Below are 23,789 nucleotides of genomic sequence, written 5' to 3'. Positions count from 1 at the left end.
GGGGCCTATAGACGGCTGACATGAACACCTCGCCCAGTCTGGATGACCGCCTTGCCGAGGCCGCCCGCGCGGAAGACCCGCGCGCGGCGGTCTCTGTCGTTTTGCGCGAGACCTATGACGCCGCCCGCGCGCGGGCCGAGCGCAAGCTGGATGGCGGCATGAAGGGCCGCGACGTGGCGCGTCTGTACGCCGCCGCCGCCGACGAGATGCTGGCCGGCCTGTGGCGGGTGGCGACCCAGACGCTGTGGCCGACCTCGCCGGTCGAGGCCGAACGGCTGGCCCTGGTCGCGGTCGGGGGTTACGGCCGGGGCGTGCTGGCGCCCCATTCCGATCTGGACCTGCTGTTCCTGAGATCGTCCAAAGCGACGCCGCGCGGCGAGCAGGTGATCCAGTTCGTCCTCTATGTGCTGTGGGACCTGGGGGCCAAGGTCGGGTCGGCGGTGCGCTCGGTCGAAGAGTGTCTGAACCTGTCGCGCACCGACATGACGGTGCGGACGACCCTGCTGGAGGCCCGTCCGCTGGCGGGGGACGATGCGCTGGCCCAGCTGATGATCGGCCGGTTTCGCGACATGGTGTCGAAATCCGATCCGCGCCCCTTCATCGCCGCCAAGCTGGAGGAGCGGGCCGCCCGGCACGAAAAGGCCGGCTCGACCCGCTACAAGGTCGAGCCCAACGTCAAGGACGGCAAGGGGGGCTTGCGCGACCTGAACACCCTGTACTGGATCGCCCGGTCCCTGGCGCCCGAAAGTCGGCTGGGCGCGACGGTGATGGACGAACTGTTTACCCCCCGCGAGCGACGGACGTCGGACGAGGCGTTCGACTTCCTATGGCGGGTCCGCATCCATCTGCATCTGATCGCGGGCCGGGCCGAAGAGAAGCTGACGTTCGACATGCAGCCCGAGGTGGCCCGGCGCATGGGCTGGCGCGGGCGCGGCGACGAACCGGCGGTCGAGCGGTTCATGCGGCGATACTTTCTGGTGGCCCGCGACGTCGGCGCCCTGACCCGCGCCATGTCGGCCAAGCTGGAGGCGCGCCACCAGAAGACGGCGCACGGCCTGTCGCGTCTGATGGCGCCGTTCCGGCCCGCCCCACGGCGCAAGCTGGAGGTCGAGGGGTTCTGGATCGACCAGGGCCGTCTGTCGGTCGAGGGGCCGGAGGTGTTCGCCGCCAATCCGGTCAAGCTGCTGACCCTGTTCGTCTGCGCCGACAAGCATGATCTGGACCTGCATCCGGACGCCTTTTCGGCGGTGACGCGGTCGCTGTCGCTGGTGACGCCCCGTCTGAGGCGCGATCCGGCGGCGACGCGGGCGTTCCTGGACGTTCTGGCGCACGGGCAGCGGCCCTATCGCGTCCTGACCATCATGAACGAGACGGGTCTGTTGGGTCGGTTTCTGCCCGAATGGGGGCGGATCGTCGGCCAGACCCAGTTCAACATGTACCACGCCTATACGGTCGACGAGCACACGCTTCAGGCCATCGGCATCATCAACGACATCGCGCGCGGCAAGCTGAAGACCGATCACCCAATGGCCAGCGAGATCGTGCATCTGATCTCGGACATGGAAGCCCTGATGCTGGGCATGCTGCTGCACGATGTGGGCAAGGGCGGCGAGCGGGGGCAGCTGGAGGACGGCGCCATCGCCGCGCGTCGAGCCTGTGAGCGGCTGGGTGTCGATCCGCGCCGGATCGAACTGGTGGTCTGGCTGGTGCGCAGCCATCTGGCGCTGTCGGACTATGCCCAGAAGCGCGACCTGTCGGACCCGGCGACCATCCGCGCCTTCGCCGAACTGGTCGGCGATCCCGAGCGGCTGCGGATGCTGCTGGTTCTGACCGTCGCCGATATCCGGGCCGTGGGGCCGGGGGTGTGGAACGGCTGGAAGGGTCAGCTGATGCGCACCCTCTACAACCAGGTCGCCGCCCTGTTCCGGGGCGAGGACGTGACGCGCGAGGATCCGCTGGCGGCGCATCCGGCCCTGGTCCAGCGGGCGCGCGAGACGGGCGCGGCGGCCGAGAGCGCGCCCACCGCGCCGGTGCAGGGGCTGACGGTGCAGACCACCGAAATCTCCATCGCAGCGGCCGACCGACCGGGGCTGTTCGCCGACCTGGCCCAGACCATGGCCGCGCTTGGGGCCGACGTGACCGACGCCCGCGTGGCGACCGAGGACGGCGTCGTCCTGGACGTGTTTCGTGTTCAGGACGGAGCGGGCCTGCCCTATGGCCAGGCTGAACCGCGCCGTCTGAAGGCCTTGGTCGATGCGCTGGAAAAGGCTGCGCGAGGCGAGGGCCGCATCGGCCAGGCGCCCGATCCGACCGGCAATGCGCGCAAGGCGGCCTTCGAAGTTCGGCCTGTGGTCATGGTCGATCACCACGCCAGCGAGGTCGCCACCGTGGTCGAGGTGTCCTGCGCCGACCGGCCGGGGCTGCTGGCGGACCTGTCGCGCGTGTTCAACGACGAAGGCCTGAGCATCCGCTCCGCCCATGTCGCCAGCTATGGCGAGCGGGCGGTGGACAGCTTCTACGTCGTGGATCGCAAGGGGCGGAAGATCACCTCGGAACAGCGGATCACCGAACTGCGCACCGCGCTTGAGGCCGTGCTGGACAGCCGCGCGCCCGCCCCCGCCGGACGAAAGGTCGCCTCGGCTCGCGCCAGCGCGCGCGACGTCTCCGACCTGGGCCGCCGCAGCCCGCGCGCAAAGCCCGTATCGCCCGGCGAACAAGCGCGCTAAGCGACAACCTTCCTCCGCGCCCTGTCGAATGTCCGCATGAGCCTCGCCCGAAACACCCTGGTGCAGTCGACCCTGACGCTGGGCAGTCGAATTCTCGGCTTCGTGCGCGACATGGCGCTGGCGGCGCGCTTCGGCCAGGGGCCGATGATGGACGCTTTCACTACGGCGTTGATGCTGCCCAACATGTTCCGCCGCCTGTTCGCAGAAGGCGCCTTCGCCCAGGCCTTTGTGCCGGTCTATGGCGGGGTTCGGGCGCGCGAGGGTGAGCAAGCCGCCGCCGTCACGGCGTCCGAGGCGCTCAGCTTCATGCTGGCCGTGGTCGCCGGCTTCTGCATTCTGCTGCAGGTCGTGATGCCGTGGATCATGCCGTGGCTGCTGTCGGCCTATCGCGACCAGCCGATGGTGCTGCGCGCCGCCGTGATCGCGACCCAGCTGGCCATGCCTTATCTGGCCTGTATGACCGTGGCCTCGCTGCTGTCGGGCGTGTTGAACACGGGCGGTCGGTTCGCCCTGTCGGCGGCCGTGCCGGTGTTTCTGAACCTGTGCACCCTGGCCGCCCTGATGCCGCCGCTGATCCTGCCGATCCCGCAGGAGACGGTGCTGCTGATGGTGACGGCGGCGGTGACGGTGTCGGGCCTGATCCAGGCCGGCCTCTTGTGGTGGGGCGTGCGGCGTCTGGGCGTTCGGCTGAAGATCGGCCTGCCGCGCATCACCCCGAATGTGCGTCACACCCTGGCGCTGGCCGTGCCCGGCGCCCTGGCGGGCGGGGCGCTGCAGATCAACTCTCTGGTGTCGCAGTTCCTAACCGGCTCGGACGAGGGCGCGCGCTCGGTGCTGTATAATGCCGACCGCCTGTATCAACTGCCGCTGGGCTTAGTGGGGGTCGCCATCGGCCTGGCCCTGGTGCCGCGCCTGACCAAGGCGTTCGTCGACGGCGATCACGAGGGCGGGCAGAAGACACTGGACGACGGCATCAACTTGGCCATGGCTTTCACACTGCCCGCGGCCGTGGCCCTGTTCGTCATTCCTTTCTTCATCATCGACGCGACCGTAACGCGGGGCGCCTTCACCTCGGCCGACGCCGCCCGCACCGCCGACGTTTTGCGTCAGTTCGCGTGGGGCGTGCCGGCCTTCGTCCTGGCCAAGGTTCTGACCCCGCCCTTCTTCGCGCGCCAGGACACGCGCCGTCCGATGATCTTCGCCGTCGCCAGCGTGGTCATCACCGTCCTCCTGGGCTCGGCCCTGTTCTTCTGGTTCCGCCGTCAGGGCTGGGACGGGGTGCTGGGCCTGGCCATCGCCACCAGCACCTCGGCCTGGGTCAATGTCGCTCTGTTGGGCGGCGTCCTGGTCCGCGAAAACAGCTGGCGGCCGTCGCCGGCCTTTTCGTCACGCATCGCCCGCGTCATCGCCGCCAGCGCCATGATGGCCGCCCTGCTGTTCGCGGCCGACGTCTTCTATCCGCAGCTTAGCCGACTGTTCCTGGCCAAGGAGATCGCCGTCCTGGTGGTCTGCGGCGCCGGAGCAGGGCTCTACGGCTTCTGCCTGCTGGCGTTCCGGGCCGTCACGATCTCGGAACTGAAGGCCACGCTGAAGCGCGAGCCCGGTGGCGGCGCGGTCTCCGGTCTGGACTGACAGACGGCGAACCGATAAGCGCGAGGCCATGACGACCTCGGGCCTGATCCATGACCTGCGATGGCGCGGCTGAGCCGCCGCCTGCCTCGCCACGCCTGCCTTTCGACCTTCCGAGACCCGATCCCATGACCGACCAGACCCCCGCCGTTGCGACATATGATGGCCCCCGCCGCATCCTGTCCGGCATCCAGGCCTCAGGCGCGCTGCACCTGGGCAACTACCTCGGCGCCTTGAAGCGGTTCGTGGAACTGCAGGACCAGGGCGCGCCGGTCTATGTCTTCGTCGCCGACATGCACGCCATCACCGTGTGGCAGGATCCGGCCAAACTGACGGCCCAGACGCGCGAGATCGCCGCCGCCTATCTCGCCTCGGGCCTGGATCCGGAAAAGGCGATCATCTTCCCGCAGTCAGCCGTGCGCGCCCATGCGGAACTGGCCTGGATCTTCAACTGCGTCGCCCGTCTCGGCTGGCTCGACCGGATGACCCAGTTCAAGGAGAAGTCGGGCAAGCACAAGGAACGCTCCTCGGTGGGCCTGTACACCTATCCCGTGCTCCAGGCGGCCGACATCCTGCTGTACAAGGCGACCGAAGTGCCGGTCGGCGAGGACCAGAAGCAGCATCTGGAGCTGACCCGCGACATCGCCGCCAAGTTCAACAACGACTTCGGCGTTCCCGGCTTCTTCCCCGTGCCTGAACCGATTATCCAGGGGCCGGCGACCCGCGTTATGTCCCTGCGCGACGGGGCGGCCAAGATGTCCAAGTCGGATCCGTCCGACAACAGCCGCATCAACCTGACCGACGACGCCGACACGATCGCTTCCAAGATCAAGAAGGCCAAGACCGATCCCGAGCCGTTGCCGGAAACCCTGGACGGCCTGAACGAACGGCCCGAGGCCAAGAATCTGGTCGCCATCTATGCGGCGTTGGCGGGCCTGACCCGCGAACAGGTAGTCGCACAGTTCGGCGGCCAGGGCTTCGGCGCCTTCAAGCCGGCGTTGGCGGATCTGGCGGTGTCGTCGCTGGCGCCCGTGACGGCCGAGATGCGCCGCCTGATGGACGATCCGGCCGAGATCGATCGCGTGCTGAAGGCTGGGGCCGGGCGCGCCGCCGAGGTCGCTGATCCTGTGGTGGACGAGGTCAAGAAGATCGTCGGCTTCTGGAGGGCGTAATGGGGGTCTATGAAGCCAGGGTCGTCTGGAACCGCGGCGACCAGCCCTTCCTGGACAAAGGCTACAGCCGCGCCCATTCCTGGAGCTTCGACGGCGGGGCGGTGGTGCCGGGGTCTTCGGCGCCCTCCAGCGTGCCCGTGCCGATGTCCGATCCGGCCGGCGTCGATCCGGAAGAGGCGATGATCGCCTCTCTGTCCAGCTGTCACATGCTGTGGTTCCTCGCCTTCGCCGCCAACGCCGGCCTGGTGGTCGACACCTATGTCGACGAAGCGTCGGGCAAGATGGGCAAGGACGATGACGGCAAGCGCTACCTCGCCGAGGTGACGCTGCGCCCCTTTACCAGCTTCACCGGCCGCGAACCCGATCAGGCCGAGATCGACGCCCTGCACCACCAGGCCCACGACCATTGCGAAATGGCCCATTCGGTCCGCGCGACCATCACGGTCGAGGCGACGATCGGCTAGGCGGCGACCGCCGTCTCTTCCTCGACCAGGGACCTGAACAGGGCGTGGGCGGCGATCATGCCGTCCGAGGTCGCCAGGGTGATGTTGGAGGCGGCGCGCGCCAGATCGCCGGCGGCGAAGACGCCCGGCTGGGTCGTCTGCTGCATGGCGTCCACCTTGATCACTCGCCCCATCGGGGTGTCGGTCATCTCGCAGCCCAGCCGCTCGGCGAACGGGCTGGCGACACGCACATTGGCGCCGACGAAGATGGCCTTCAGCTCGACGAACCGTCCGTCGGTCAGCCGCGCGCCGCTCAGGTCCGGCGCCTCGCCCTCCAGCCGCGCGATGGGCGTGGCTTCGATGGTGACCCCGCGTCGATCCAGCAGATGGGCGTCCTCGGGCGACAGGCCGACGTCCAGATCCATGAACAGGGTGACCTGGCCCCATTCGGCGACCGTCGCCGCATACGGAACCGCGTGATCGCCGCGCCCCAGCACGCCGATGGGGCCGCCGCCGATCTCATAGCCGTGGCACCAGGGACAGTGCAGGGCGGTGCGGCCCCAGCGTTCCTTCACCCCCGGGATGTCGGCCAGCACGTCCTCGACCCCGTGCGACAGCAGCAGCCGGCGACCGCGCGTGCGCGTGCCGTCAGCGAAGGCGACCGAGAAACCGCCATCGATCCGTTCGACCTCGACCGCCTCCGCCATGCGGAAGGCGGCGGTCGGATAGGCCGCGACCTGGGCTCGAGCCGACGCCGTGATCTCAGCGCCGGGCTTTCCGTCATTCGTCAGGACGCCATGGGCGCGAGCGGCGAATCGATTGCGCGGCCGGCCGTCGTCGATGACCAGAACGCGGCGACGCGCGCGAACCAGCTGCATGGCTGCGGATAGGCCGGCATAGGAGCCGCCGATGATCAGGGCGTCGTGCGGCATGACGTCAGGACTTTCGAGCGTGGGCATGGAGCAAATCTCTCTTGAAATGTTCGGCCATGCGGCGCGAGAAATCCGCCGCCAGATCGGCCAGGGTTACGTCGTTCAGGCGCGCGATCAGCAGGGCGCGGGCGGCGGCGTAGGTCTCGGCCAGGGCGTCGTTGACCGCCGCCTCGACCAGGCAGCCGTCGGCCTCGATAGGCGGAGCGGCCGGAAACAGATCCGCGCCGCCGAGGGCCGCGTTCACCTGGCCCAGGGTGACCTGATCCAGCGGTCGCGACAGACGCCAGCCGCCGCCATGCCCCTTTTCCGACGCCACCAATCCCTGCTCGCGCAGGCCGGCCATGGTTCGGCGCACCACCACGGGATTCGTCGAAAGGCAGACCGCCAGCTGGTCCGAAGTCATGGGCGAGCCGGTGCGTGTCTCATGCTCGGCCATGTGCAGCAGAGCGTGGAGGATGTTGGAAAGACGAGAATCCCTTTTCATGTAACTTCAATTGTTACGTGATGGATCGCCCGTCAAGAGCGCGGGTCAGTTTTCTTTTCAGCCGTGTGGCACGGCGTCGGTCAGGAAGGCGCCGAAACGGCGCAGGGCCTCGACTGTCAGTTCCGGATCGTGGCGCATCGGACCATTGTTGGTGGGTTCGTCGAAGGCGTGGGTGCCCCCGGCGATCCAGCTTTCGACCTGGGAGCCGCAGTTGCGGATCATGGCGTTGACCTGTTCGGCGTTGCGCACAGTCGTCAGGTGGTCGCGCTTGCAGGTGACGGCCAGAACGCGCGGGCAATGCCGCCACGGCTTCAACCGGTTGAAGGCGAACGGGCCGATATAGGGATAGGCCAGCCAGACCGCCTTGACGCCGGACAGGTCGGCCTCGGCGGGATCGCTCACGCCAAAGGCCCCGGGAGTCGGCGCGCCGCTCATCATCTCCATGATCGACCAGCCGCCGTGGCTCCAGCCGGCCAGGGCCAGCTTCGTCGCGTCGACATCAGGGCGGGCCGAAACGCCCTGGATCGCCGCCAGGACGTCGCCCACCCGCTCATAGCCCCGGAACGACAGGCCCGTGCAGACCGCCGCCAGGGTGAAGGCCCGGCCCCAGCCGCGCGGGCCGTAGGAATCGACGATGAAGGCGCGCCAGCCCGCCGCCTTGGCGACCTCGGCATAGCGGGGCAGGTGATCGCGCAGACCCCCGCAGCCGTGGAACAACAGCACCGCCGGCCGGGGCCGGTCGTCGTCGGGGCCCACGACGGTGATGTGGGGTTCGAGGCGGGCCCAGCGGCGCTTCAGGTCGTCCATTCCCGAGTTACGCCGCAGCTTGCCGTCGAAAGCCAGTCCAAAAATCAGGCGCTCAACCGGCGCAGCGCAGCGTCAGGTTCAGTCGGCCGCCGCCGGGGATCAGGCGCGACGATCCGGCCAGCACGCGGTCGACGCCGTGACGGGCCAGGCGCGCGGGTCCGGTCAGGGCGCAGACGTCGCCGCTGTCCAGCCTCAGCGTCGTGGTGCGTCCGCCCTCCGCCGCGCCGATGCGGAACGTCGCCGTGTCTCCTAGCGACACCGACAGGACAGGCGCGCCCAGATCGGCCTCGTCCTTGTCCTGGTGCAGGCCCATCTTCGCCGCATCGCGATACAGATTGACCAGACAGGCGTCCGGCGGCGTGGGCCAGGCGACCGTGGCGTCCCACAGGTCGAGAAGCACAGTCGGGATCGCGGGCCAGGGTCGCCCGGTCTCGGGATGGGTCGACTGATAGCGATAGCCGCCCCGATTGGAGACCCAGCCCAGCGGCCCGAAGTTGCTCATCTGAACCGAGAAGGGCCGACCGCCCGGCGTAGTCGGCCGATACAGCGGCGCGTCATTCAGTCGGGCGAACACCTCGCTGACCAGATTAGCCTGCGCCGCGGCATCGAGCGCCCCCGGCCAGAGCCGGAAGCCCTCGACGGCGGTCTTCACCTCAACGGGTGTAGGTGTATTCGCTGACCTCACAGACATTGATGCGCGACCGCGTCAGCTCCTGACCGTTGGTGAACTCGGCCTTGAAGTCATAGATGCAGGCGCCCGAGCCGTCATCGATGTTGATGCGCACATCCTGCCCGCTTTCCAGAACGTCCGAGCCCAGGATGTCCTCTTCCCAGTCGTCGCTGCGCGAATCCGACGCGTAGAAGCGCAACATGGTCCAGCCGGTGCGGTTCTTGATGGTGACGTGCCGATCATAGCCGTCGCGCGACTGGTTGGCCGGCGCCCCAGCAGGCGGCGCGGCGGCCGCCGCAGAGCCGATCAGAACGGCGGCGGCGACGGCCGCCTTGAGCATGGTCTTGATCATTGTTTCCTCTCCCTTCCTTCATCGCGGTCCCCAGAGCGCGACGGCAAATCTTATGCCCGACGATCGCTGTCTCCGCATCTTCGAATTTCGGCGTTCTTCGAAAGCGTTGAATCGCAGATCGCCCTTGCGGGCGGGGGGGATTTTCCCATATCGGGGCCAGCTTCGGAGAAACCCCGCGAAACTTGGGGCTATCCAGCCTGATCCACGCCAACCCAACCGGGGGCGGTCACGCGCGGCGCTTCGTCGAAGGCCGCCGCATCGCCCGCCGAACCAGAGAGACTGAAGAACACATGGCCAAGATTATCGGCATCGACCTGGGCACCACCAACTCGTGCGTCGCCGTCATGGACGGCAAGACGCCGAAGGTGATCGAAAACGCCGAGGGCAACCGCACGACCCCGTCGGTCGTGGCGATCCAGGACGGCGCGGAAGTGCTGGTGGGCCAGCCCGCCAAGCGCCAGGCCGTCACCAACCCGTCCAACACCTTCTTCGCGATCAAGCGCCTGATCGGCCGCAACTTCGATGATCCCGTCGTCGCCAAGGACAAGGGCATGGTGCCCTATGAGATCGTCAAGGGCCCGAACGGCGACGCCTGGGTGCGCGCCTTTGGCAAGGACTATTCCCCGCAGCAGATTTCGGCCTTCACCTTGACCAAGATGAAGGAAGCGGCCGAGGCCTATCTGGGCGACAAGGTCACCCAGGCCGTGATCACCGTGCCGGCCTATTTCAACGACAGCCAGCGTCAGGCGACCAAGGACGCCGGCAAGATCGCCGGCCTGGAAGTGCTGCGCATCATCAACGAGCCGACCGCGGCTGCCCTGGCCTATGGTCTGGAAAAGAACGACGGCCAGAAGATCGCCGTCTATGACCTGGGCGGCGGCACCTTCGACGTCTCGATCCTGGAGATCGGCGACGGCGTGTTCGAGGTGAAGTCGACCAACGGCGACACCTTCCTGGGCGGCGAAGACTTCGACCTGCGTCTGGTCGACTATCTGGCCGACGAGTTCAAGAAGGAGCAGTCGGTCGACCTGCGCCAGGACAAGCTGGCCCTGCAGCGCCTGAAGGAAGAGGCTGAAAAGGCCAAGAAGGAGCTGTCGACCACGACCCAGTACGAGGTCAACCTGCCGTTCATCACCATGAACGCCTCGGGCCCGCTGCACCTGAACATCAAGCTGACGCGCGCCAAGCTGGAAAGCCTGGTCGAGGATCTGGTCCAGCGCACGATCGAGCCGTGCAAGAAGGCCCTGGCCGACGCCGGCCTGAAGGCCTCGGACATCGACGAAGTGGTTCTGGTCGGCGGCATGACCCGCATGCCCAAGGTCGTGGAAGCCGTGAAGGCCTTCTTCGGCAAGGAACCGCACAAGGGCGTGAACCCTGACGAAGTCGTGGCCCTGGGCGCCGCCGTTCAGGCCGGCGTTCTGCAAGGCGACGTCAAGGACGTGCTGCTGCTGGACGTGACGCCGCTGACCCTAGGCATCGAAACCCTGGGCGGCGTGTTCACGCCCCTGATCGAGCGCAACACGACGATCCCGACCAAGAAGAGCCAGACCTTCTCGACCGCCGACGACAACCAGTCGGCCGTGACGATCCGGGTCTTCCAGGGCGAGCGTCCGATGGCGTCGGACAACAAGATGCTCGGTCAGTTCGATCTGATGGGCATTCCGCCGGCGCCGCGCGGCATGCCGCAGATCGAGGTCGCCTTCGACATCGACGCCAACGGCATCGTCAACGTCTCGGCCAAGGACAAGGCGACCAACAAGGAGCAGTCGATCCGCATCCAGGCGAACGGCGGCCTGTCGGACGCCGACATCGACAAGATGGTCAAGGAAGCCGAGGCCAACGCCGCCACCGACAAGGCCAAGAAGGATCTGGTCGAGGCGCAGAACGCCGCCGACAGCCTGATCCACTCGACCGAGAAAGCCCTGGCCGAGCACGGCGACAAGGTCGGCGCGGACGAGAAGACGGCCATCGAGACCGGCCTGGCCGAGCTGAAGACCGCACGCGAAGGCAACGACCCGGAAGACATCCGCGCCAAGACCAACACCCTGGTCCAGGCCTCGATGAAGCTGGGTGAAGCCATGTACGCCCAGCAGCAGGGCGACGCCGCCGCTGAAGGCCAGCCGGCCGACGACGGCGTGGTCGACGCCGAGTTCGAGGAAGTGTCGGACACGGACGGCGACGACAAGAAGAGCGCCTGATCCGTCACAGGTCGCTGAAATGATACGGCCCCGCTTGTCTTGCGATAGGCGGGGCCTTTTCATGAAACTTGCATCATTGGTCCCGGACCCCATGTCAGCCGGGACATCGATTTCGACCAACGCTCGATAAGAGGCGAGGCGAAAGCGAACGGGGAAGTATGAGGACGAACGCCCGATGGCGCGTGATTATTACGAAGTTCTGGGTGTCGAACGCACGATCGACGCCCCCGGCCTAAAAGCCGCCTACCGCAAGCTGGCCATGGTTCATCACCCCGACCGCAACGGCGGCTCGGAAGAGTCGATGGCCAAGTTCAAGGAGCTGTCCGAGGCCTATACGGTGCTGTCGGACGACAACAAGCGCGCGGCCTATGATCGTTACGGCCATGCGGGCCTGAACGGCGGCGGGGGTGGCAATCCCTTCGGCCAGGGCGGCCAGGGTTTCTCGGACATCAACGACATCTTCTCCCAGGTCTTTGGCGACGCGTTCGGCGACGCGTTCGGTGGACGTCAGGCCCGGGGCCAACAGGGCGGACCGCGCCGGGGCTCGGACCTGCGCTACGATCTGGAGATCACCCTGGAGCAGGCCTACAAGGGCGAGGACGTCGAGATCGACATCCCCTCCACGATGACCTGCGACACGTGCGAGGGGTCGGGCGCCAAGCCGGGCACCAAGCCCGTCACCTGCACCACCTGCCAGGGCGCCGGTCGCGTGCGCCAGGCCAACGGCTTCTTCCAGGTCGAACGCACCTGCCCCCGTTGCCACGGCCAGGGTCAGATGATCGCCGATCCCTGCACCACCTGCCACGGGCACGGCCAGGTTCGCAAAACCCGCACCCTGAACCTGAAAATCCCCGCCGGCGTGGACGACGGTTCGCGCATCCGTCTGTCGGGCGAGGGCGATGCGGGCCAGCGCGGCGGACCGCGCGGCGATCTGTACGTCTTCATCTCGGTCACGCCGCACGACCTGTTCGAGCGCGACAACTTGGACCTGCTGGTCACCGTGCCCGTGCCGATGACGGTGGCGGCCCTGGGCGGCGAGATCGACGCGCCCTGCCTGGTCTCCACGGCCTGCGACGGCAAGTGCAAGGCCTCCGTCACCGTGCCGGCCGGCGCCCAGACCGGCAAGACCGTACGCATCAAGGGCAAGGGCATGCCCCATCTGAACGGCCGCAACCGGGGCGATCTGGTGGTCGAACTGTTCGTCGAGACGCCCACCGATCTGACCGCGCGCCAGCGTGAGTTGCTGGAAGAGCTTGCCCTGTCGTTCGGGGAGGGGCAGAACCCCAGGAATTCCAGCTTTGCCGGAAAGGCGAAGCGTTTCTGGGCCGACATCCTGGGCAATCAGGACGCGGACGGGTCGAAAGAGAACGCGGTTTGAGCGCAATCTTCCACGCCGGCATTTCCGGCTATCGCGGCCGGATGGGGCGTGCGGTCTCTCAGGTTCTGGACGCCCGCGAAGACGTGGTGGTCGCCGCCCGCTTCGATTGGGGCGAAACCGCCGACCTGTCGCTGTGCGACGTGATCATCGACTTCTCGACCCCGGCCGCCTCGGTCGCCCTGGCCCAGAGCGCGGCCGAGCGCGGAGGCCCGGCCCTGGTGATCGGCTCGACCGGCTTCACGGACGAGCAGGAAGCCGACTTGATGAAGGCCGCCGAGAAGGTCGCCATCGTCAAGAGCGGCAATTTCTCCCTGGGCGTGAACATCTTGATCGGCCTGGTCCAGCACGCGGCCCAACGTCTGGACGCCCAGGACTGGGACATCGAGATCACCGAGGCCCACCACCGCCGCAAGGTCGATTCACCCTCGGGCACGGCCCTGATGCTGGGCGAAGCCGCCGCTGAGGGTCGGTTCGCGGATCTGGCCCAGTTGCGCACCGCCCCCTACGACGGCGTGCAGGGCGAGCGGGAGACCGGCAAGATCGGCTTTTCTTCGATCCGCGCCGGCGGGATCGTGGGCGAACACACGGTGCTGTTCGCCTCCGAGGACGAGGTTCTGACGCTCAGCCATTCGGCCATCGACCGGTCGCTGTTCGCCCGCGGCGCCGTCGCCGCCGCCGCCTGGGTCCGCACACGCCGCCCCGGTCTTTACGACATGCAGGACGTGCTTGGCTTCAGGCAGGCCTGATGCCCAAGGGCGATCGCCGCCCTGCTATGTTCGCGACTCGGTCACGACGTCAAAACAGATCATCTGCGTCATTCCGGGGCGGCCGAAGGCAGAACCCGGAACCCAGGAGCGCAATCTCGTTCTAGAAGATGCGTCCGAGATCCAAACCTCACGCCTGGCTTCCGGGTTCCTCGCTCCGCTCAGCCCCGGAATGACAACGGTTTGTCAGGTTCGTCTTGGCTACGCAGCGTCTTCCTGCGCCGGCAGGCCGTAGGCGTCCCACAGTGATCGGTCCTTCAGCGCCTTGGCGAGGAAGGCGACGTGGGCGGCCTGTTCCTCGGGCGTGGAGCGCGGCGCCAGGGGGCGGGGACGCTGGCCGTAGGCGGCGGTTTCGATGACGCCGCCGGGGCCACGACCGACCGGCGCGGACGACAGGTCCAGCACCCGCTCCTTGCCGCCACGAAGCTCCAGATAGACCTCGGCCAGCAGACGGGCGTCGATCAGGGCACCGTGCAGCGTCCGCTCGACCAGCGACACCTTATAGCGTTTGCACAGGGCGTCCAGTGAGTTGGGCATGCCCGGAAACTGCGTCTGGGCCAGTTTCAGCGTATCGATCCAGCGCGCCTCGCCGGTGATCGGCCGGCCGCACCGCGCATATTCGAAGTCGATGAAGTTCCGGTCGAAGGCGGCGTTGTGGGCGATCATCTGCGCATCGCCGATGAATTCGATCAGGTCGTCGGCGATCTCGGCGAACTTGGGCGCATCCTTGACCTTCTCGTCGGTGATGCCGTGAACCCGGATGGCGTCGGGCGGGATCAGCCGCTCGGGATTGACGAACCGATGGAAGGTCCGCCCCGTCGGCAGCAAATCCTGGATCTCGATACAGCCGACCTCGATCAGCCGGTCGCCCGTCTTGGGGTCGAATCCGGTGGTTTCCGTATCCAGAACGATCTCGCGCGCCATTCGCCCTTAATGGCGGCATTCGCCTCAGCGCGAAAGGCTCGCCGCGCCGCGCCGGGGAGATATCCACGACGGGTCCAGAACGACGGCGACGATCGCCTCGACCTCGGCTCGAGCAGCCTCCAACCCCCGGCCGGTGTCGATGACGAAATCGGCGCGGGCGCGCTTTTCCGCGTCCGGCATCTGGCGCGCCAGGATGGCGTCGAACCGTTCGCGGGTCATGCCGGGACGGGCCAGGACGCGCTCCGCCTGTATCGCAGGGTCGGCGGTGACCACCACGACGGCGTCGACGCCCTTGTCCCCACCCGTCTCGAACAGCAGGGGGATGTCCAGAACCGCCAGTTTCACACCCGCCGTGCGCGCCGCCTCCAAGTCGGCCGCGCGACCCTGGGCGACCAAGGGGTGGACGATGGCTTCCAGACGGTGGAACGCTGTGTCGTCTTTCCCAAGCGCCTCGGCCAGACGCGTGCGATCGACCGCGCCGTCCACGAGGACGCCGGGAAAGGCTTCGCCCACCGGAACGACTGCGGCGCCTCCGGGCGCATAGAGGCGGTGAACCGCATCGTCGGCGTTCCAGACGACCGCACCCAGATCGGCGAACATGGCCGTCGTCGTCGACTTGCCCATGCCGATGGAACCGGTGAGACCGAGCAGGATCATGCCGCCTCGCCCAGATGCGTCATCAACAGGGCACGAAGATCGAGAGGCGGCGGCGGGCGGCGGAACAAGGCTTCGAACGACGGCGCCGCCTGGCCGATCAACATGGCCAATCCATCCACCGTCGGCAGGCCGCGTTCGCGCGCCGCCGTCAGAAAGGGCGTAGCCAACGGCTTGTAGGTCATGTCCATCACCACCGTGCCGGGCGCGATCCGGTCGAAGTCGATGTTGGGCGCAACGCTCAGCGCGTTGACGACCAGGGCTGCGCCGTCGAAGGCGTCATCGGCCGTCACGACCCGAACCGAGGGTCCAAGATCAGCGGCCAAAGCCTCTGCGCGTTCGGGCGAACGGTTGACGATGCGCACCTCGGCGCCCGCCTCGACCAGGGCGCCGGACCCTGCGCGGGCCGCGCCGCCGGCGCCCAGCATCACTACAGGCCGCCCCGCCACGTCCAGGTCTGGCGCCTGTTCCTTCAAGCCGCGCATCAGGCCGACGCCGTCGGAACTGTCGGCCAGCACCCGGCCGTTTTCGAACTGCAAGATATTGGCCGAGGACGTCAGTCGCGCCGCTGCCGTCGCCTGATCCGCCAGGGCGAAGGCCTGTTCCTTGAATGGGGCGGTGACGTTCAGCCCCATGATCAGACCGGCGCGCCCCGCCGCGATCAGGGTCTCGAACCCGGCGGCATCCGCAGGGACGAAGGGCACGTAGGCGCCGTCGATCCCGCCGGCCGCCAGCCAGGCGTTGTGGATGACCGGGCTAAGCGAATGGGCGACCGGATTTCCGGCGATCCCGGCGACCAAGGCGGCCCCGGTTATGCGGTGCGTGCTCATACCGCGATCACACCAGCCCGACGCAGCTCTTTCAACACCGGCCAGAGCGGCAGGCCCAGCACCGTGAAATAGTCGCCGTCCACCGCTTCGAACAGCTGCGAGCCCAGCCCCTCCAGCCGGTAGGAGCCGACGCAGGACAGCAGAGCCTCGCCCTCGGCCGCCAGATAGGCGTCGAGGAAGGCGTCCGAGAAATCGCGCATCCGCATCTGAACCGTATCGACGCCGGACCAGACGATCTGGCCCTTGGTCGCCAGCGCTGAGCCCGAGTGCAGTTGGTGCGACTTGCCGCGCATGGCTTTCAGCCGCTCGCGCGCCGCGTCCAGAGACCTGGCCTTGGAGACCAGGCCGCCGTCAAAGGCCAGGGTCTGATCCGAGCCCAGCACCCAGGCGGTTTCGTCGTCGCGTGAGACGGCCAGGGCCTTGGCTTCCGCGAGACGAACGGCGAGGGCGGCGGCGTCCAGGTCGGTCGAGACGGCCTTGATGGCGTCCTCGTCCACAGCGGCGACGCGCACCTCGAAGGCGACGCCGGCGTTTTCCAATATGGCGCGGCGGGCCGCGCTCTTGGACGCCAGGATGAGAGATTCAGATTTCACCAGGTCGTCCCGATCTTGTGGTTGCGATGCTCGCTCAGAAGATTGGTGATCGCCGCCGCCGTCTCTTCCACCGAACGGCGGGTCACGTCGATGGTCGGCCAGCCGCGCCGCTCGAAGGCCCGCCGGGCTTTGATCGTCTCGTCGCGCACGGCGTCCTGATCGGTGTAGTTCGACGACTGGCTGGCGTTCAGATTGTCGATACGGTTGCGCCGGATCTGAACCAGTCGATCAGGCGACACGGTCAGGCCGATCACCAAGGGGTTCTTCAGCTTGGTCAGCCGCTCGCCGTCCTCCTGACCCGGCACCAGGGGCACGTTGGCCGCCCTGATGCCCCGGTGGGCCAGATAGATGCAGGTGGGGGTCTTGGATGTCCGGCTGACCCCGCATAGAACGACGTCGGCGCCCTCCAGCTGATCCAGAGAGCCTTGGCCGTCGTCGTAGGCCATGGCGAAGTCCAGCGCCGCGATCCGGTTGAAATAGTCATGGTCCAGCGCGTGCTGGGCGCCGACGCGGGTGGACAGGGCCGCGCCAAGATAGCGCGACATGGCCCCGACCAGCGGATCCAGCGCGCCGATCTGGGGCATGTCTAGGCGACGGCAGCCTTCTTCCAGTTGCTCGCGCAGATCGCGGTCGACCAGGGTGTGGAGAACGACGCCCGGCGCGGACTCCACCTCCTGCAGCACCCGCTCCATCTGCTTTGCCGACCTCACCAGGGAGTAGATGTGCTCGATCGGAATGACGCCGTCGAAGCGTGCGGTCACCGCCTTGGCCATGGCGTTCAAGGTCTCGCCGGTGGAGTCCGACACCAGGTGAACGTGGAAATAGGTGGCCAGACGGGCCGGTCCCGAGGGTCTCGCAGGGCTCATGAGACTGTCTGTCTCCCTGTTGAAAGTTGGGGGACGGCGTTGGACCGTCGGGGCGCCGTTTTTCTTAGCCGCTGATCGATCCGCCCGCGAGCGGGGATGATGGTGGATCGCGTTGGTCGTCCGTCGCCGGATCATCCCAAGGCGGAAAACCAAATTTCTAACCGCTGTGGAAAATCCTAATGAAAGGTTAACGACGCTTAACCGTGTTCACAGCCGCACGTCCCCGCAAACCCTTGCCCGTTAAGGTTTCGTTAGGGATTGTCCACCGGCGGGATCAGCCGTTTCGACATCCCCGTTAAGGATATGGCAGACGTGGATATCCGCTTTTGTTCCGCCGCCGCCGATCGAGTCATCCCCGCCATTCCACCGCCCTACCTGCCACTTCGAATCTTTTAATTCTTAATCTGATTAGGGATTGAGAGCGGGGGGCTGTGACCTTAATCCTCCGGCATGACCGATCAGACCCAGACTGCCGATCCGACGCCCTTGGTGCTGCGGGCTCTCCGCGGGGAGACGTTGGAGCGTCCGCCGGTGTGGTTCATGCGCCAGGCCGGTCGGTATCTGCCGGAATATCGCAAGCTGAGGGCCGAGGCGCCCGACTTCATCGCCTTCTGTCTGAACCCCGAAATGGCCGCCGAGGCGACGCTTCAGCCCATGCGCCGGTTCGGCTTCGATGCGGCGATCGTCTTCGCTGACATCCTGCTGATCCCGCGCGCTCTGGGCCAAGACGTCTGGTTCGAGACGGGGGAGGGGCCGCGTCTGGGCGAAATGCCGATCCCGGGTCGGATGGCCGAACTGGCTCCGGCGGCGGGCGAGCATCTGTCGGCGGTGGGTGAGACCCTGTCGATCGTGCGCGCGGCACTGGAGCCTGAACGCGCCCTGATTGGATTCGCCGGCGCGCCCTGGACCGTGGCGACCTATATGCTGGACGGCCAGGCGCGCACCATCGGCAAGGGCGAACGCGCCCAGGCCCGCACCTACGCCTATGCCGATCCCGAGCGTGTCGACGAGACGCTGGAGGTTCTGGTCGAGGCCACGGCGCGGTATCTGAAGATGCAGGCCGACGCCGGCGCCCAGGTTCTGAAGATCTTCGAGAGCTGGGCCGAGGGGTTGCCGGACGACCTGTTCGAAAGATTGGTCCTGAAGCCCCACCAGGCGCTCGTGAAGCGCACGCGGGAGCTGGGGGTCACCGTACCCCTTATCGGCTTCCCACGGGGCTCTGCGGCGCTCGCAGAGCGGTATGCCGAGGCGGTCGAGGTCGACGCCGTGGCCCTGGACACTGCCTGCCCGCTCGAGGTCGGCAAACGGGTCCAACAGATCAAGCCGATCCAGGGGGCGCTCGACCCGCTGTTGCTGCGCGCCGGCGGGGATCTGCTGGACCGACGCGTCGATCAGCTGATGGAGGCCTGGGGGCAGGGATCCTGGCTGTTCAATCTGGGCCACGGCATCCTGCCGGACGTGCCGATCGATCATGTGGAACAGGTTCTGAGACGGATCGGCGCCCAATGAGCGATGCGAACCCCGGCCGCCGCATTGCGGTGGTGCTGTTCAATCTGGGCGGGCCAGACGATCAGGCTTCGGTCAAGCCGTTCCTGTTTAACTTGTTCAACGATCCGGCCATCATCGGCCTTCCGGGGATCTTCCGCACGCCTCTGGCCAAACTGATCTCCAGTCGGCGCGAAACCAGCGCCCAGGCCAACTACGCCCTGATGGGCGGGGGATCGCCGCTGCTGCCCGAAACCCGTCGCCAGGCGGAGTCTTTGCAGGCCGTGCTTGGCGCGCGGCTTGGCGGCGACGAAGTCAAGGTCTTCATCGCCATGCGCTACTGGCATCCGTTGACCGAAGAGACGGCGGCCGAGGTCGCCGCCTTCGGACCTGACGAAGTCGTGCTGCTGCCGCTCTATCCGCAGTTTTCGACCACGACGACGGAATCCTCACTGAAAGCCTGGAACGCCGCCTATACCGGCCCGGGCGTCAGCCGCGCCGTCTGCTGCTATCCGGCCGCGACAGGCTGGGTTGAGGCCCAGGCCCAAGCGATCGGCGAGAAGCTGGACGAGGCGGTAGGTCAGCCGGTGCGGGTGCTGTTCTCCGCCCACGGCATCCCCGAGAAACTTGTGACCGGCAAGGGCGATCCCTATCAGGAGCAGATCGAGACGACGGTCGCCGCCGTCGTCGCCGTCATCGAGGCGCAGCGCGGGCCGATCGACCACGCCATCTGCTACCAAAGCCGGGTCGGGCCGATGAAATGGCTGGGCCCGTCAACGCCTGAAGCCATTGAAACTGCGGCCAAAGACGGCGTAGGCGTGGTTGTCACGCCCATCACCTTCGTCTCGGAGCATATCGAGACCCTGGTCGAGCTGGATATCGAATACGGAGAACTGGCCCAGGAAAAAGGGGCCAGTCCGTATTTGCGGGCGCCGGCGGTCGGGATTGAGCCACTGTTCATTGACGCCTTGGCTGACGCGGCAGTGGGCGCTTTGTCCCACGTGGGCGTCGCGCCGTTCGGCCAGGGGTGCAAGGCGGACTGGAAGGCCTGTCCGCATCGCAAGGGAAGGCAGGCGGCATGAACACCTATGATCTCGCACGCGGGCTGCACATTCTGGCGGTGATCGCCTGGATGGCGGGCCTTCTGTTCCTGCCTCGGCTCTACGCCTATGACACCGAACAGAACGCCAAGCCCGAACCGCTGAAAAGCGAGATGCAGAAGCTGTTGCGCCTGTGGCAGACGCGGCTGCTGCGCATTATCCTGAACCCGGCGATGATCCTGGCCTGGGTGTTCGGTCTGTGGCTGATCCACATCGACATCTCGGCGCGCGGCGCCGCCTTCCTGGCCGAGCCGTGGATGATCGCCAAGCTGGCGGGTGTCTTCCTGCTCAGCGGCTGGCACGGCTTCCTGGCGGCCCAAAGGAAGAAGATCGCGGCCGGCACGTCGAAATATTCAGGCAAGTTCTGGCGCATGACGAACGAAGTGCCCTTCGTTCTGGCCATCGTCATGGTGCTGTCGGTGACGACGGAGTGGACGTTCCGATAAGCGGCTCCGCTTGACCTGACCCGCCGCCTGTGGTTCCGCTGGCGGCGAACCGTTTGGCGTCTTGCGTCGGCGGTCCCTCTCTTTCGTGACGCCTGCAGGCCTTGGAGCCAGCGGGAGCCCGTCGCACCTCCCTTCGGCCTTCCGGCCAGACATTTTCAGAGACCCGCGCCGCAGCCGTCTGGCCGCGTGCGCCCGCGAGCCTGTATCATGACCGACGTCCGCGACACCAATCCCGACACCCCCGAGAACGAAGGCGTGGAGGTTGAAGCCCCCACCCATCACGGCGCTGCGCATGAAGCCGGCGAGGCGGCGGGCGCCGATTCCGGCGTGGACACGACGGCAGACGACGAAGAGGACGGCGAGCCCGTCGTCGCGAACGGCCGGATCACGCTCGCCGAACTGAACGAGAAGACCCCGGCCGACCTGGTCGCCTTCGCCGAACAGCTGGAGGTCGAGAACGCCTCCAACCTGCGCAAACAGGATCTGCTGTTCGCCATCCTGAAGGCCCTGGCCGACGAAGAAGTCGAGATCATCGCCGACGGCGTACTGGAGATCCTGCCGGACGGCTTCGGCTTCCTGCGCAGCTCGGACGCCAACTATCTGCCGGGTCCGGACGACGTCTATGTCTCGCCGTCGCAGATCCGCCGCTTCGGCCTGCGCTCGGGCGACACCGTCCATGGGGCCGTACGCGCGCCACGCGAAGGCGAACGCTACTTCGCCTTGCTCAAGGTCGACACGATCAATCTGGAAGACCCAGAAGCGGTCAAGACCAAGGTCCTGTTCGACAACCTGACGCCGCTCTATCCCGAAGAGCGTCTGCACATGGAAATCCAGGATCCCACGCTGAAGGATCGCTCGGGTCGGGTCATCGATATCGTCGCGCCCTTGGGCAAGGGCCAACGCTGCCTGATCGTGGCGCCGCCGCGCGTCGGTAAGACGGTGATGTTGCAGAACATCGCCAAATCGATCGAGCGGAACCACCCGGAGGTCTTCCTGATCGTCCTGCTGATCGACGAACGCCCCGAAGAAGTGACGGACATGCAGCGCACGGTGAAGGGCGAGGTCGTCGCCTCGACCTTCGACGAGCCTGCCACCCGCCACGTCGCCGTCGCCGAAATGGTGATCGAAAAGGCCAAGCGTCTGGTCGAGCACAAGAAGGACGTAGTGATCCTGCTGGACTCCATCACGCGTCTGGGCCGGGCCTACAACGCCACCGTCCCCTCGTCGGGCAAGGTGCTGACGGGCGGTGTCGACGCCAACGCCCTGCAACGGCCCAAGCGCTTCTTCGGCGCCGCGCGTAATGTGGAGCAGGGCGGTTCGCTGACCATCATCGCCACGGCCCTGATCGACACGGGCAGCCGCATGGACGAGGTGATCTTCGAAGAGTTCAAGGGCACCGGCAACTCGGAAATCGTGCTGGACCGCAAGGTCGCAGACAAGCGCATCTTCCCCGCCATCGACGTGCTGAAATCCGGCACCCGCAAGGAAGACCTGATCACGCCGAAGGATCAGTTGGCCAAGACCTATGTCCTGCGCCGCATCCTGAATCCGATGGGTCCGCAGGACGCGATCGAGTTCCTGCTCGACAAACTGCGTCAGTCCAAGAACAACTCGGACTTCTTCCAGTCGATGAACACGTAATCCGTCTTCGGACGTTTCACGTGAAACAGGAAACCATGCGATGAAGGTCAATGTGGAAGTCGAGTGCACGCCGGCGGAGGCGCGCGCCTTTCTGGGTCTGCCGGACGTGACGCCGCTGAACGACGCCATGGTCGCGGAGATGCAGAAGCGGATGGAGGCCAATGTCGCCGCGATGCAGCCCGAGGAACTGATGAAGAACTGGACAAGCTTCGGGCTTCAGGCTCAGGACCAGTTTCGACGCCTGATGGAAGCGGCGGTGAAGTGAGCACGCGCTTCCTTCGGAGCCGCTCGGTCTGAGTTGATGATCGACACCATCTTCGCCTTGGCGACACCGCCCGGCCGAGGCGCCATTGCGGTTCTCCGTCTGTCGGGCCCCGGCGTCGAGGCCGCGTTGACGGCGCTCGGCGGAACCCGGTTAAAGCCGCGCATGGCGTCGGTGCGGGACCTCAGCCATGCCGGCGAGCACATCGACCAGGCGCTCGTGCTGCGTTTCGTGGCCCCTAACAGTTACACGGGCGAGGACGCGGCCGAACTGCATCTGCATGGCGGTCGCGCGGTCGTTGAGGCCGCCAGCGGGGCCTTGATTGCGTTGGGCTTGCGGCCGGCGGACCCCGGCGAGTTCACACGCCGCGCCTTCCAGAACGGCCGCATGGATCTGGCGCAGGCCGAAGCGGTCGCCGATCTGATCGACGCCGAAACCAGCGCCCAGGCCAAACAGGCCTTGGGGCAGTTGGACGGAAAGCTGAGCGAGACCTATGCCGGTTTCCGCCGTGATCTCCTTCACGCCCTGGCACTGGTCGAGGCCGAGATCGATTTTCCGGATGAAGAGGTGCCGGACAACCTGGCCCATACGGCGGGGCCGGTGCTGGACCGGCTCGGCGCCGACCTGAGACGCGCGGTCGATACGGGGCGGCGTGGCGAACGGGTAAGGGACGGTTATCGCATCGTCCTGATCGGAGAGACCAACGCCGGCAAGTCGTCGCTGTTCAATGCTCTCGTTGCGCGTGAGGCTGCCATCGTGACGCCGATCGCCGGCACCACACGGGATGTGCTGGATGCCGATCTGGTAATCGGCGGCTATGCTGTGACCTTGTCGGATACCGCCGGCCTGAGAGACAGCGATGACCCGGTCGAGGCCGAGGGCATGCGTCGCGCCCGGGTGCGCGCGGAACAAGCCGACCTGCGTCTTTGGGTCCGCGCGCCCGGCGACCCGGCCGGGGTGGCTGCGAACTACGTCAAGGATGGCGATCTGATCGTTGCGACCAAGTCCGATCTTAGCGTCAATTCAGGTCACGGCCGTCATGAGGCTCTAGCGGTCAGCACTGCAACTGGCGACGGCCTGGCCGAACTTCGTGGTTGGATTGCCGCCCGTCTTGCGAAGGATCTGTCCGGCGCCGACTTCCCAGCCGTGACCCAGGAGCGGCATCGGCTGCGTTTGCTTGAGGCGCTGGAAAGCGTCGAAGCGGCGCGCCTCGCGCTAGATGTGGCGCCGGAAATGGCTGGCGACGATCTGAGACGGGCTGCCGACGCTCTGGCGCGCGTGACAGGTGCGATCGGTGTTGAGGACATTCTGGGCGAAGTCTTTTCGACCTTCTGCATCGGAAAGTAGGTCTAGCCATAGCGGTGTTTCACGTGAAACGGAGGGCCATCTTGCTCTGAAGGGCTCGGCCTACCTCTGGCGATCAAACCCGTTTT

General features: G+C 66.8%; 23 protein-coding genes. 13 read left to right on the top strand and 10 right to left on the bottom strand.

Annotated elements, in window-relative coordinates:
• Window positions 1–20: 20 nt before the first annotated feature.
• From glnD to O2K97_RS01930, 4 genes are all read left to right on the top strand, one after another.
• Entirely contained in the window at window positions 21–2,726 is a 2,706-nt protein-coding gene (gene glnD, locus O2K97_RS01945) for a [protein-PII] uridylyltransferase (RefSeq protein ID WP_269220232.1), read from the top strand.
• A 36-nt stretch (window positions 2,727–2,762) separates the two neighbouring features.
• Window positions 2,763–4,358 carry a murein biosynthesis integral membrane protein MurJ gene (gene murJ, locus O2K97_RS01940; RefSeq protein WP_269220231.1) on the top strand — a complete coding sequence of 532 codons (1,596 nt, stop codon included), beginning with the start codon at window positions 2,763–2,765 and terminating at the stop codon, window positions 4,356–4,358.
• Window positions 4,359–4,483: 125 nt separating this feature from the next.
• Complete coding sequence (gene trpS / locus O2K97_RS01935) at window positions 4,484–5,527, top strand: tryptophan--tRNA ligase (protein ID WP_269220230.1); 1,044 nt, start codon at window positions 4,484–4,486, stop codon at window positions 5,525–5,527.
• On the top strand, window positions 5,527–5,991 hold the full coding sequence (locus O2K97_RS01930) for an OsmC family protein (RefSeq protein ID WP_269220229.1): 465 nt from the start codon (window positions 5,527–5,529) through the stop codon (window positions 5,989–5,991). The genes trpS and O2K97_RS01930 overlap by 1 nt, the downstream gene beginning before the upstream one ends.
• On the opposite strand, the gene O2K97_RS01925 is transcribed toward O2K97_RS01930, so the two are convergent.
• Genes O2K97_RS01925 through O2K97_RS01905 form a run of 5 tightly spaced genes read right to left on the bottom strand, consistent with a single transcriptional unit; the run spans window position 5,988 to window position 9,215 of the window.
• Window positions 5,988–6,929, bottom strand: a complete 942-nt coding sequence (locus tag O2K97_RS01925; RefSeq protein WP_269220228.1) for an NAD(P)/FAD-dependent oxidoreductase — start codon at window positions 6,927–6,929, stop codon at window positions 5,988–5,990. The two genes, O2K97_RS01930 and O2K97_RS01925, sit on opposite strands and share 4 nt — an antisense overlap.
• Window positions 6,907–7,386 carry an Rrf2 family transcriptional regulator gene (locus tag O2K97_RS01920; protein WP_269220227.1) on the bottom strand — a complete coding sequence of 160 codons (480 nt, stop codon included), beginning with the start codon at window positions 7,384–7,386 and terminating at the stop codon, window positions 6,907–6,909. The genes O2K97_RS01925 and O2K97_RS01920 overlap by 23 nt, the downstream gene beginning before the upstream one ends.
• 57 nt (window positions 7,387–7,443) lie before the next feature.
• Entirely contained in the window at window positions 7,444–8,193 is a 750-nt protein-coding gene (locus O2K97_RS01915; protein WP_269220226.1) for a dienelactone hydrolase family protein, read from the bottom strand.
• A gap of 52 nt (window positions 8,194–8,245) precedes the next feature.
• Entirely contained in the window at window positions 8,246–8,884 is a 639-nt protein-coding gene (locus tag O2K97_RS01910) for an alpha-ketoglutarate-dependent dioxygenase AlkB (RefSeq protein WP_269220225.1), read from the bottom strand.
• Entirely contained in the window at window positions 8,847–9,215 is a 369-nt protein-coding gene (locus O2K97_RS01905) for a hypothetical protein (RefSeq protein WP_269220224.1), read from the bottom strand. Before O2K97_RS01905 ends, O2K97_RS01910 begins: the two co-directional genes overlap by 38 nt.
• A gap of 290 nt (window positions 9,216–9,505) precedes the next feature.
• On the opposite strand from O2K97_RS01905, the gene dnaK reads away from it, so the two are divergent.
• The 3 genes from dnaK to dapB all read left to right on the top strand — a co-directional run bounded on the left by dnaK (window position 9,506) and on the right by dapB (window position 13,537).
• Window positions 9,506–11,413, top strand: a complete 1,908-nt coding sequence (gene dnaK / locus O2K97_RS01900; RefSeq protein ID WP_419466075.1) for a molecular chaperone DnaK — start codon at window positions 9,506–9,508, stop codon at window positions 11,411–11,413.
• A gap of 175 nt (window positions 11,414–11,588) precedes the next feature.
• A complete protein-coding gene (gene dnaJ / locus O2K97_RS01895; protein WP_269220223.1) occupies window positions 11,589–12,791 on the top strand; it encodes a molecular chaperone DnaJ in 1,203 nt (400 codons plus the stop codon).
• Window positions 12,788–13,537, top strand: coding sequence for a 4-hydroxy-tetrahydrodipicolinate reductase (gene dapB / locus O2K97_RS01890; RefSeq protein ID WP_091751883.1), 750 nt, complete (start codon window positions 12,788–12,790; stop codon window positions 13,535–13,537). The genes dnaJ and dapB overlap by 4 nt, the downstream gene beginning before the upstream one ends.
• A 219-nt stretch (window positions 13,538–13,756) precedes the next feature.
• Here the strand turns inward: dapB and dnaQ are convergent, their stop codons facing one another.
• Genes dnaQ through O2K97_RS01865 form a run of 5 tightly spaced genes read right to left on the bottom strand, consistent with a single transcriptional unit; the run spans window position 13,757 to window position 17,422 of the window.
• Window positions 13,757–14,479, bottom strand: a complete 723-nt coding sequence (dnaQ, locus tag O2K97_RS01885; RefSeq protein ID WP_269220222.1) for a DNA polymerase III subunit epsilon — start codon at window positions 14,477–14,479, stop codon at window positions 13,757–13,759.
• Window positions 14,480–14,503: 24 nt separating this feature from the next.
• Window positions 14,504–15,136 (bottom strand): dephospho-CoA kinase, encoded by a 633-nt coding sequence (gene coaE, locus O2K97_RS01880; protein ID WP_269220221.1) that lies wholly within the window; start codon window positions 15,134–15,136, stop codon window positions 14,504–14,506.
• Window positions 15,133–15,963 carry a shikimate dehydrogenase family protein gene (locus O2K97_RS01875; RefSeq protein WP_269220220.1) on the bottom strand — a complete coding sequence of 277 codons (831 nt, stop codon included), beginning with the start codon at window positions 15,961–15,963 and terminating at the stop codon, window positions 15,133–15,135. Before O2K97_RS01875 ends, coaE begins: the two co-directional genes overlap by 4 nt.
• A complete protein-coding gene (locus tag O2K97_RS01870) occupies window positions 15,960–16,556 on the bottom strand; it encodes a Maf family protein (RefSeq protein WP_419466074.1) in 597 nt (198 codons plus the stop codon). The genes O2K97_RS01875 and O2K97_RS01870 overlap by 4 nt, the downstream gene beginning before the upstream one ends.
• Entirely contained in the window at window positions 16,553–17,422 is an 870-nt protein-coding gene (locus tag O2K97_RS01865; protein WP_055809600.1) for a pyruvate, water dikinase regulatory protein, read from the bottom strand. The genes O2K97_RS01870 and O2K97_RS01865 overlap by 4 nt, the downstream gene beginning before the upstream one ends.
• Before the next feature lie 450 nt (window positions 17,423–17,872).
• On the opposite strand from O2K97_RS01865, the gene hemE reads away from it, so the two are divergent.
• The 6 genes from hemE (at window position 17,873) to mnmE (ending at window position 23,703) form a co-directional block, all read left to right on the top strand.
• Entirely contained in the window at window positions 17,873–18,931 is a 1,059-nt protein-coding gene (gene hemE, locus O2K97_RS01860; protein WP_269220219.1) for a uroporphyrinogen decarboxylase, read from the top strand.
• Entirely contained in the window at window positions 18,928–19,989 is a 1,062-nt protein-coding gene (gene hemH, locus O2K97_RS01855; RefSeq protein ID WP_269220218.1) for a ferrochelatase, read from the top strand. The genes hemE and hemH overlap by 4 nt, the downstream gene beginning before the upstream one ends.
• Entirely contained in the window at window positions 19,986–20,453 is a 468-nt protein-coding gene (locus tag O2K97_RS01850) for a CopD family protein (protein ID WP_269220217.1), read from the top strand. The genes hemH and O2K97_RS01850 overlap by 4 nt, the downstream gene beginning before the upstream one ends.
• A gap of 207 nt (window positions 20,454–20,660) precedes the next feature.
• Window positions 20,661–22,094, top strand: a complete 1,434-nt coding sequence (gene rho / locus O2K97_RS01845) for a transcription termination factor Rho (protein WP_055755074.1) — start codon at window positions 20,661–20,663, stop codon at window positions 22,092–22,094.
• Window positions 22,095–22,134: 40 nt separating this feature from the next.
• Window positions 22,135–22,359, top strand: a complete 225-nt coding sequence (locus O2K97_RS01840) for a DUF6489 family protein (RefSeq protein ID WP_269220216.1) — start codon at window positions 22,135–22,137, stop codon at window positions 22,357–22,359.
• A 36-nt stretch (window positions 22,360–22,395) separates the two neighbouring features.
• On the top strand, window positions 22,396–23,703 hold the full coding sequence (gene mnmE, locus O2K97_RS01835; protein WP_269220215.1) for a tRNA uridine-5-carboxymethylaminomethyl(34) synthesis GTPase MnmE: 1,308 nt from the start codon (window positions 22,396–22,398) through the stop codon (window positions 23,701–23,703).
• Window positions 23,704–23,789 lie beyond the last annotated feature (86 nt).

The organism is Brevundimonas vesicularis (assembly GCF_027105095.1).
In the GTDB taxonomy this organism is placed as follows: domain Bacteria; phylum Pseudomonadota; class Alphaproteobacteria; order Caulobacterales; family Caulobacteraceae; genus Brevundimonas; species Brevundimonas vesicularis_E.
The sequence above is the reverse complement of the archived record's forward strand: the minus strand, read 5'-3'. Positions and strand labels throughout refer to the sequence as shown.

Coding starts and splice junctions, on each gene's coding strand:
- glnD (WP_269220232.1), top strand. CDS start 21: ATGAACACCTCGCCCAGTCTGGATGACCGCCTTGCCGAGGCCGCCCGC.
- murJ (WP_269220231.1), top strand. CDS start 2,763: ATGAGCCTCGCCCGAAACACCCTGGTGCAGTCGACCCTGACGCTGGGC.
- trpS (WP_269220230.1), top strand. CDS start 4,484: ATGACCGACCAGACCCCCGCCGTTGCGACATATGATGGCCCCCGCCGC.
- O2K97_RS01930 (WP_269220229.1), top strand. CDS start 5,527: ATGGGGGTCTATGAAGCCAGGGTCGTCTGGAACCGCGGCGACCAGCCC.
- O2K97_RS01925 (WP_269220228.1), bottom strand. CDS start 6,929: ATGCCCACGCTCGAAAGTCCTGACGTCATGCCGCACGACGCCCTGATC.
- O2K97_RS01920 (WP_269220227.1), bottom strand. CDS start 7,386: ATGAAAAGGGATTCTCGTCTTTCCAACATCCTCCACGCTCTGCTGCAC.
- O2K97_RS01915 (WP_269220226.1), bottom strand. CDS start 8,193: ATGGACGACCTGAAGCGCCGCTGGGCCCGCCTCGAACCCCACATCACC.
- O2K97_RS01910 (WP_269220225.1), bottom strand. CDS start 8,884: ATGTCTGTGAGGTCAGCGAATACACCTACACCCGTTGAGGTGAAGACC.
- O2K97_RS01905 (WP_269220224.1), bottom strand. CDS start 9,215: ATGATCAAGACCATGCTCAAGGCGGCCGTCGCCGCCGCCGTTCTGATC.
- dnaK (WP_419466075.1), top strand. CDS start 9,506: ATGGCCAAGATTATCGGCATCGACCTGGGCACCACCAACTCGTGCGTC.
- dnaJ (WP_269220223.1), top strand. CDS start 11,589: ATGGCGCGTGATTATTACGAAGTTCTGGGTGTCGAACGCACGATCGAC.
- dnaQ (WP_269220222.1), bottom strand. CDS start 14,479: ATGGCGCGCGAGATCGTTCTGGATACGGAAACCACCGGATTCGACCCC.
- coaE (WP_269220221.1), bottom strand. CDS start 15,136: ATGATCCTGCTCGGTCTCACCGGTTCCATCGGCATGGGCAAGTCGACG.
- O2K97_RS01875 (WP_269220220.1), bottom strand. CDS start 15,963: ATGAGCACGCACCGCATAACCGGGGCCGCCTTGGTCGCCGGGATCGCC.
- O2K97_RS01865 (WP_055809600.1), bottom strand. CDS start 17,422: ATGAGCCCTGCGAGACCCTCGGGACCGGCCCGTCTGGCCACCTATTTC.
- hemE (WP_269220219.1), top strand. CDS start 17,873: ATGACCGATCAGACCCAGACTGCCGATCCGACGCCCTTGGTGCTGCGG.
- hemH (WP_269220218.1), top strand. CDS start 18,928: ATGAGCGATGCGAACCCCGGCCGCCGCATTGCGGTGGTGCTGTTCAAT.
- O2K97_RS01850 (WP_269220217.1), top strand. CDS start 19,986: ATGAACACCTATGATCTCGCACGCGGGCTGCACATTCTGGCGGTGATC.
- rho (WP_055755074.1), top strand. CDS start 20,661: ATGACCGACGTCCGCGACACCAATCCCGACACCCCCGAGAACGAAGGC.
- O2K97_RS01840 (WP_269220216.1), top strand. CDS start 22,135: ATGAAGGTCAATGTGGAAGTCGAGTGCACGCCGGCGGAGGCGCGCGCC.
- mnmE (WP_269220215.1), top strand. CDS start 22,396: ATGATCGACACCATCTTCGCCTTGGCGACACCGCCCGGCCGAGGCGCC.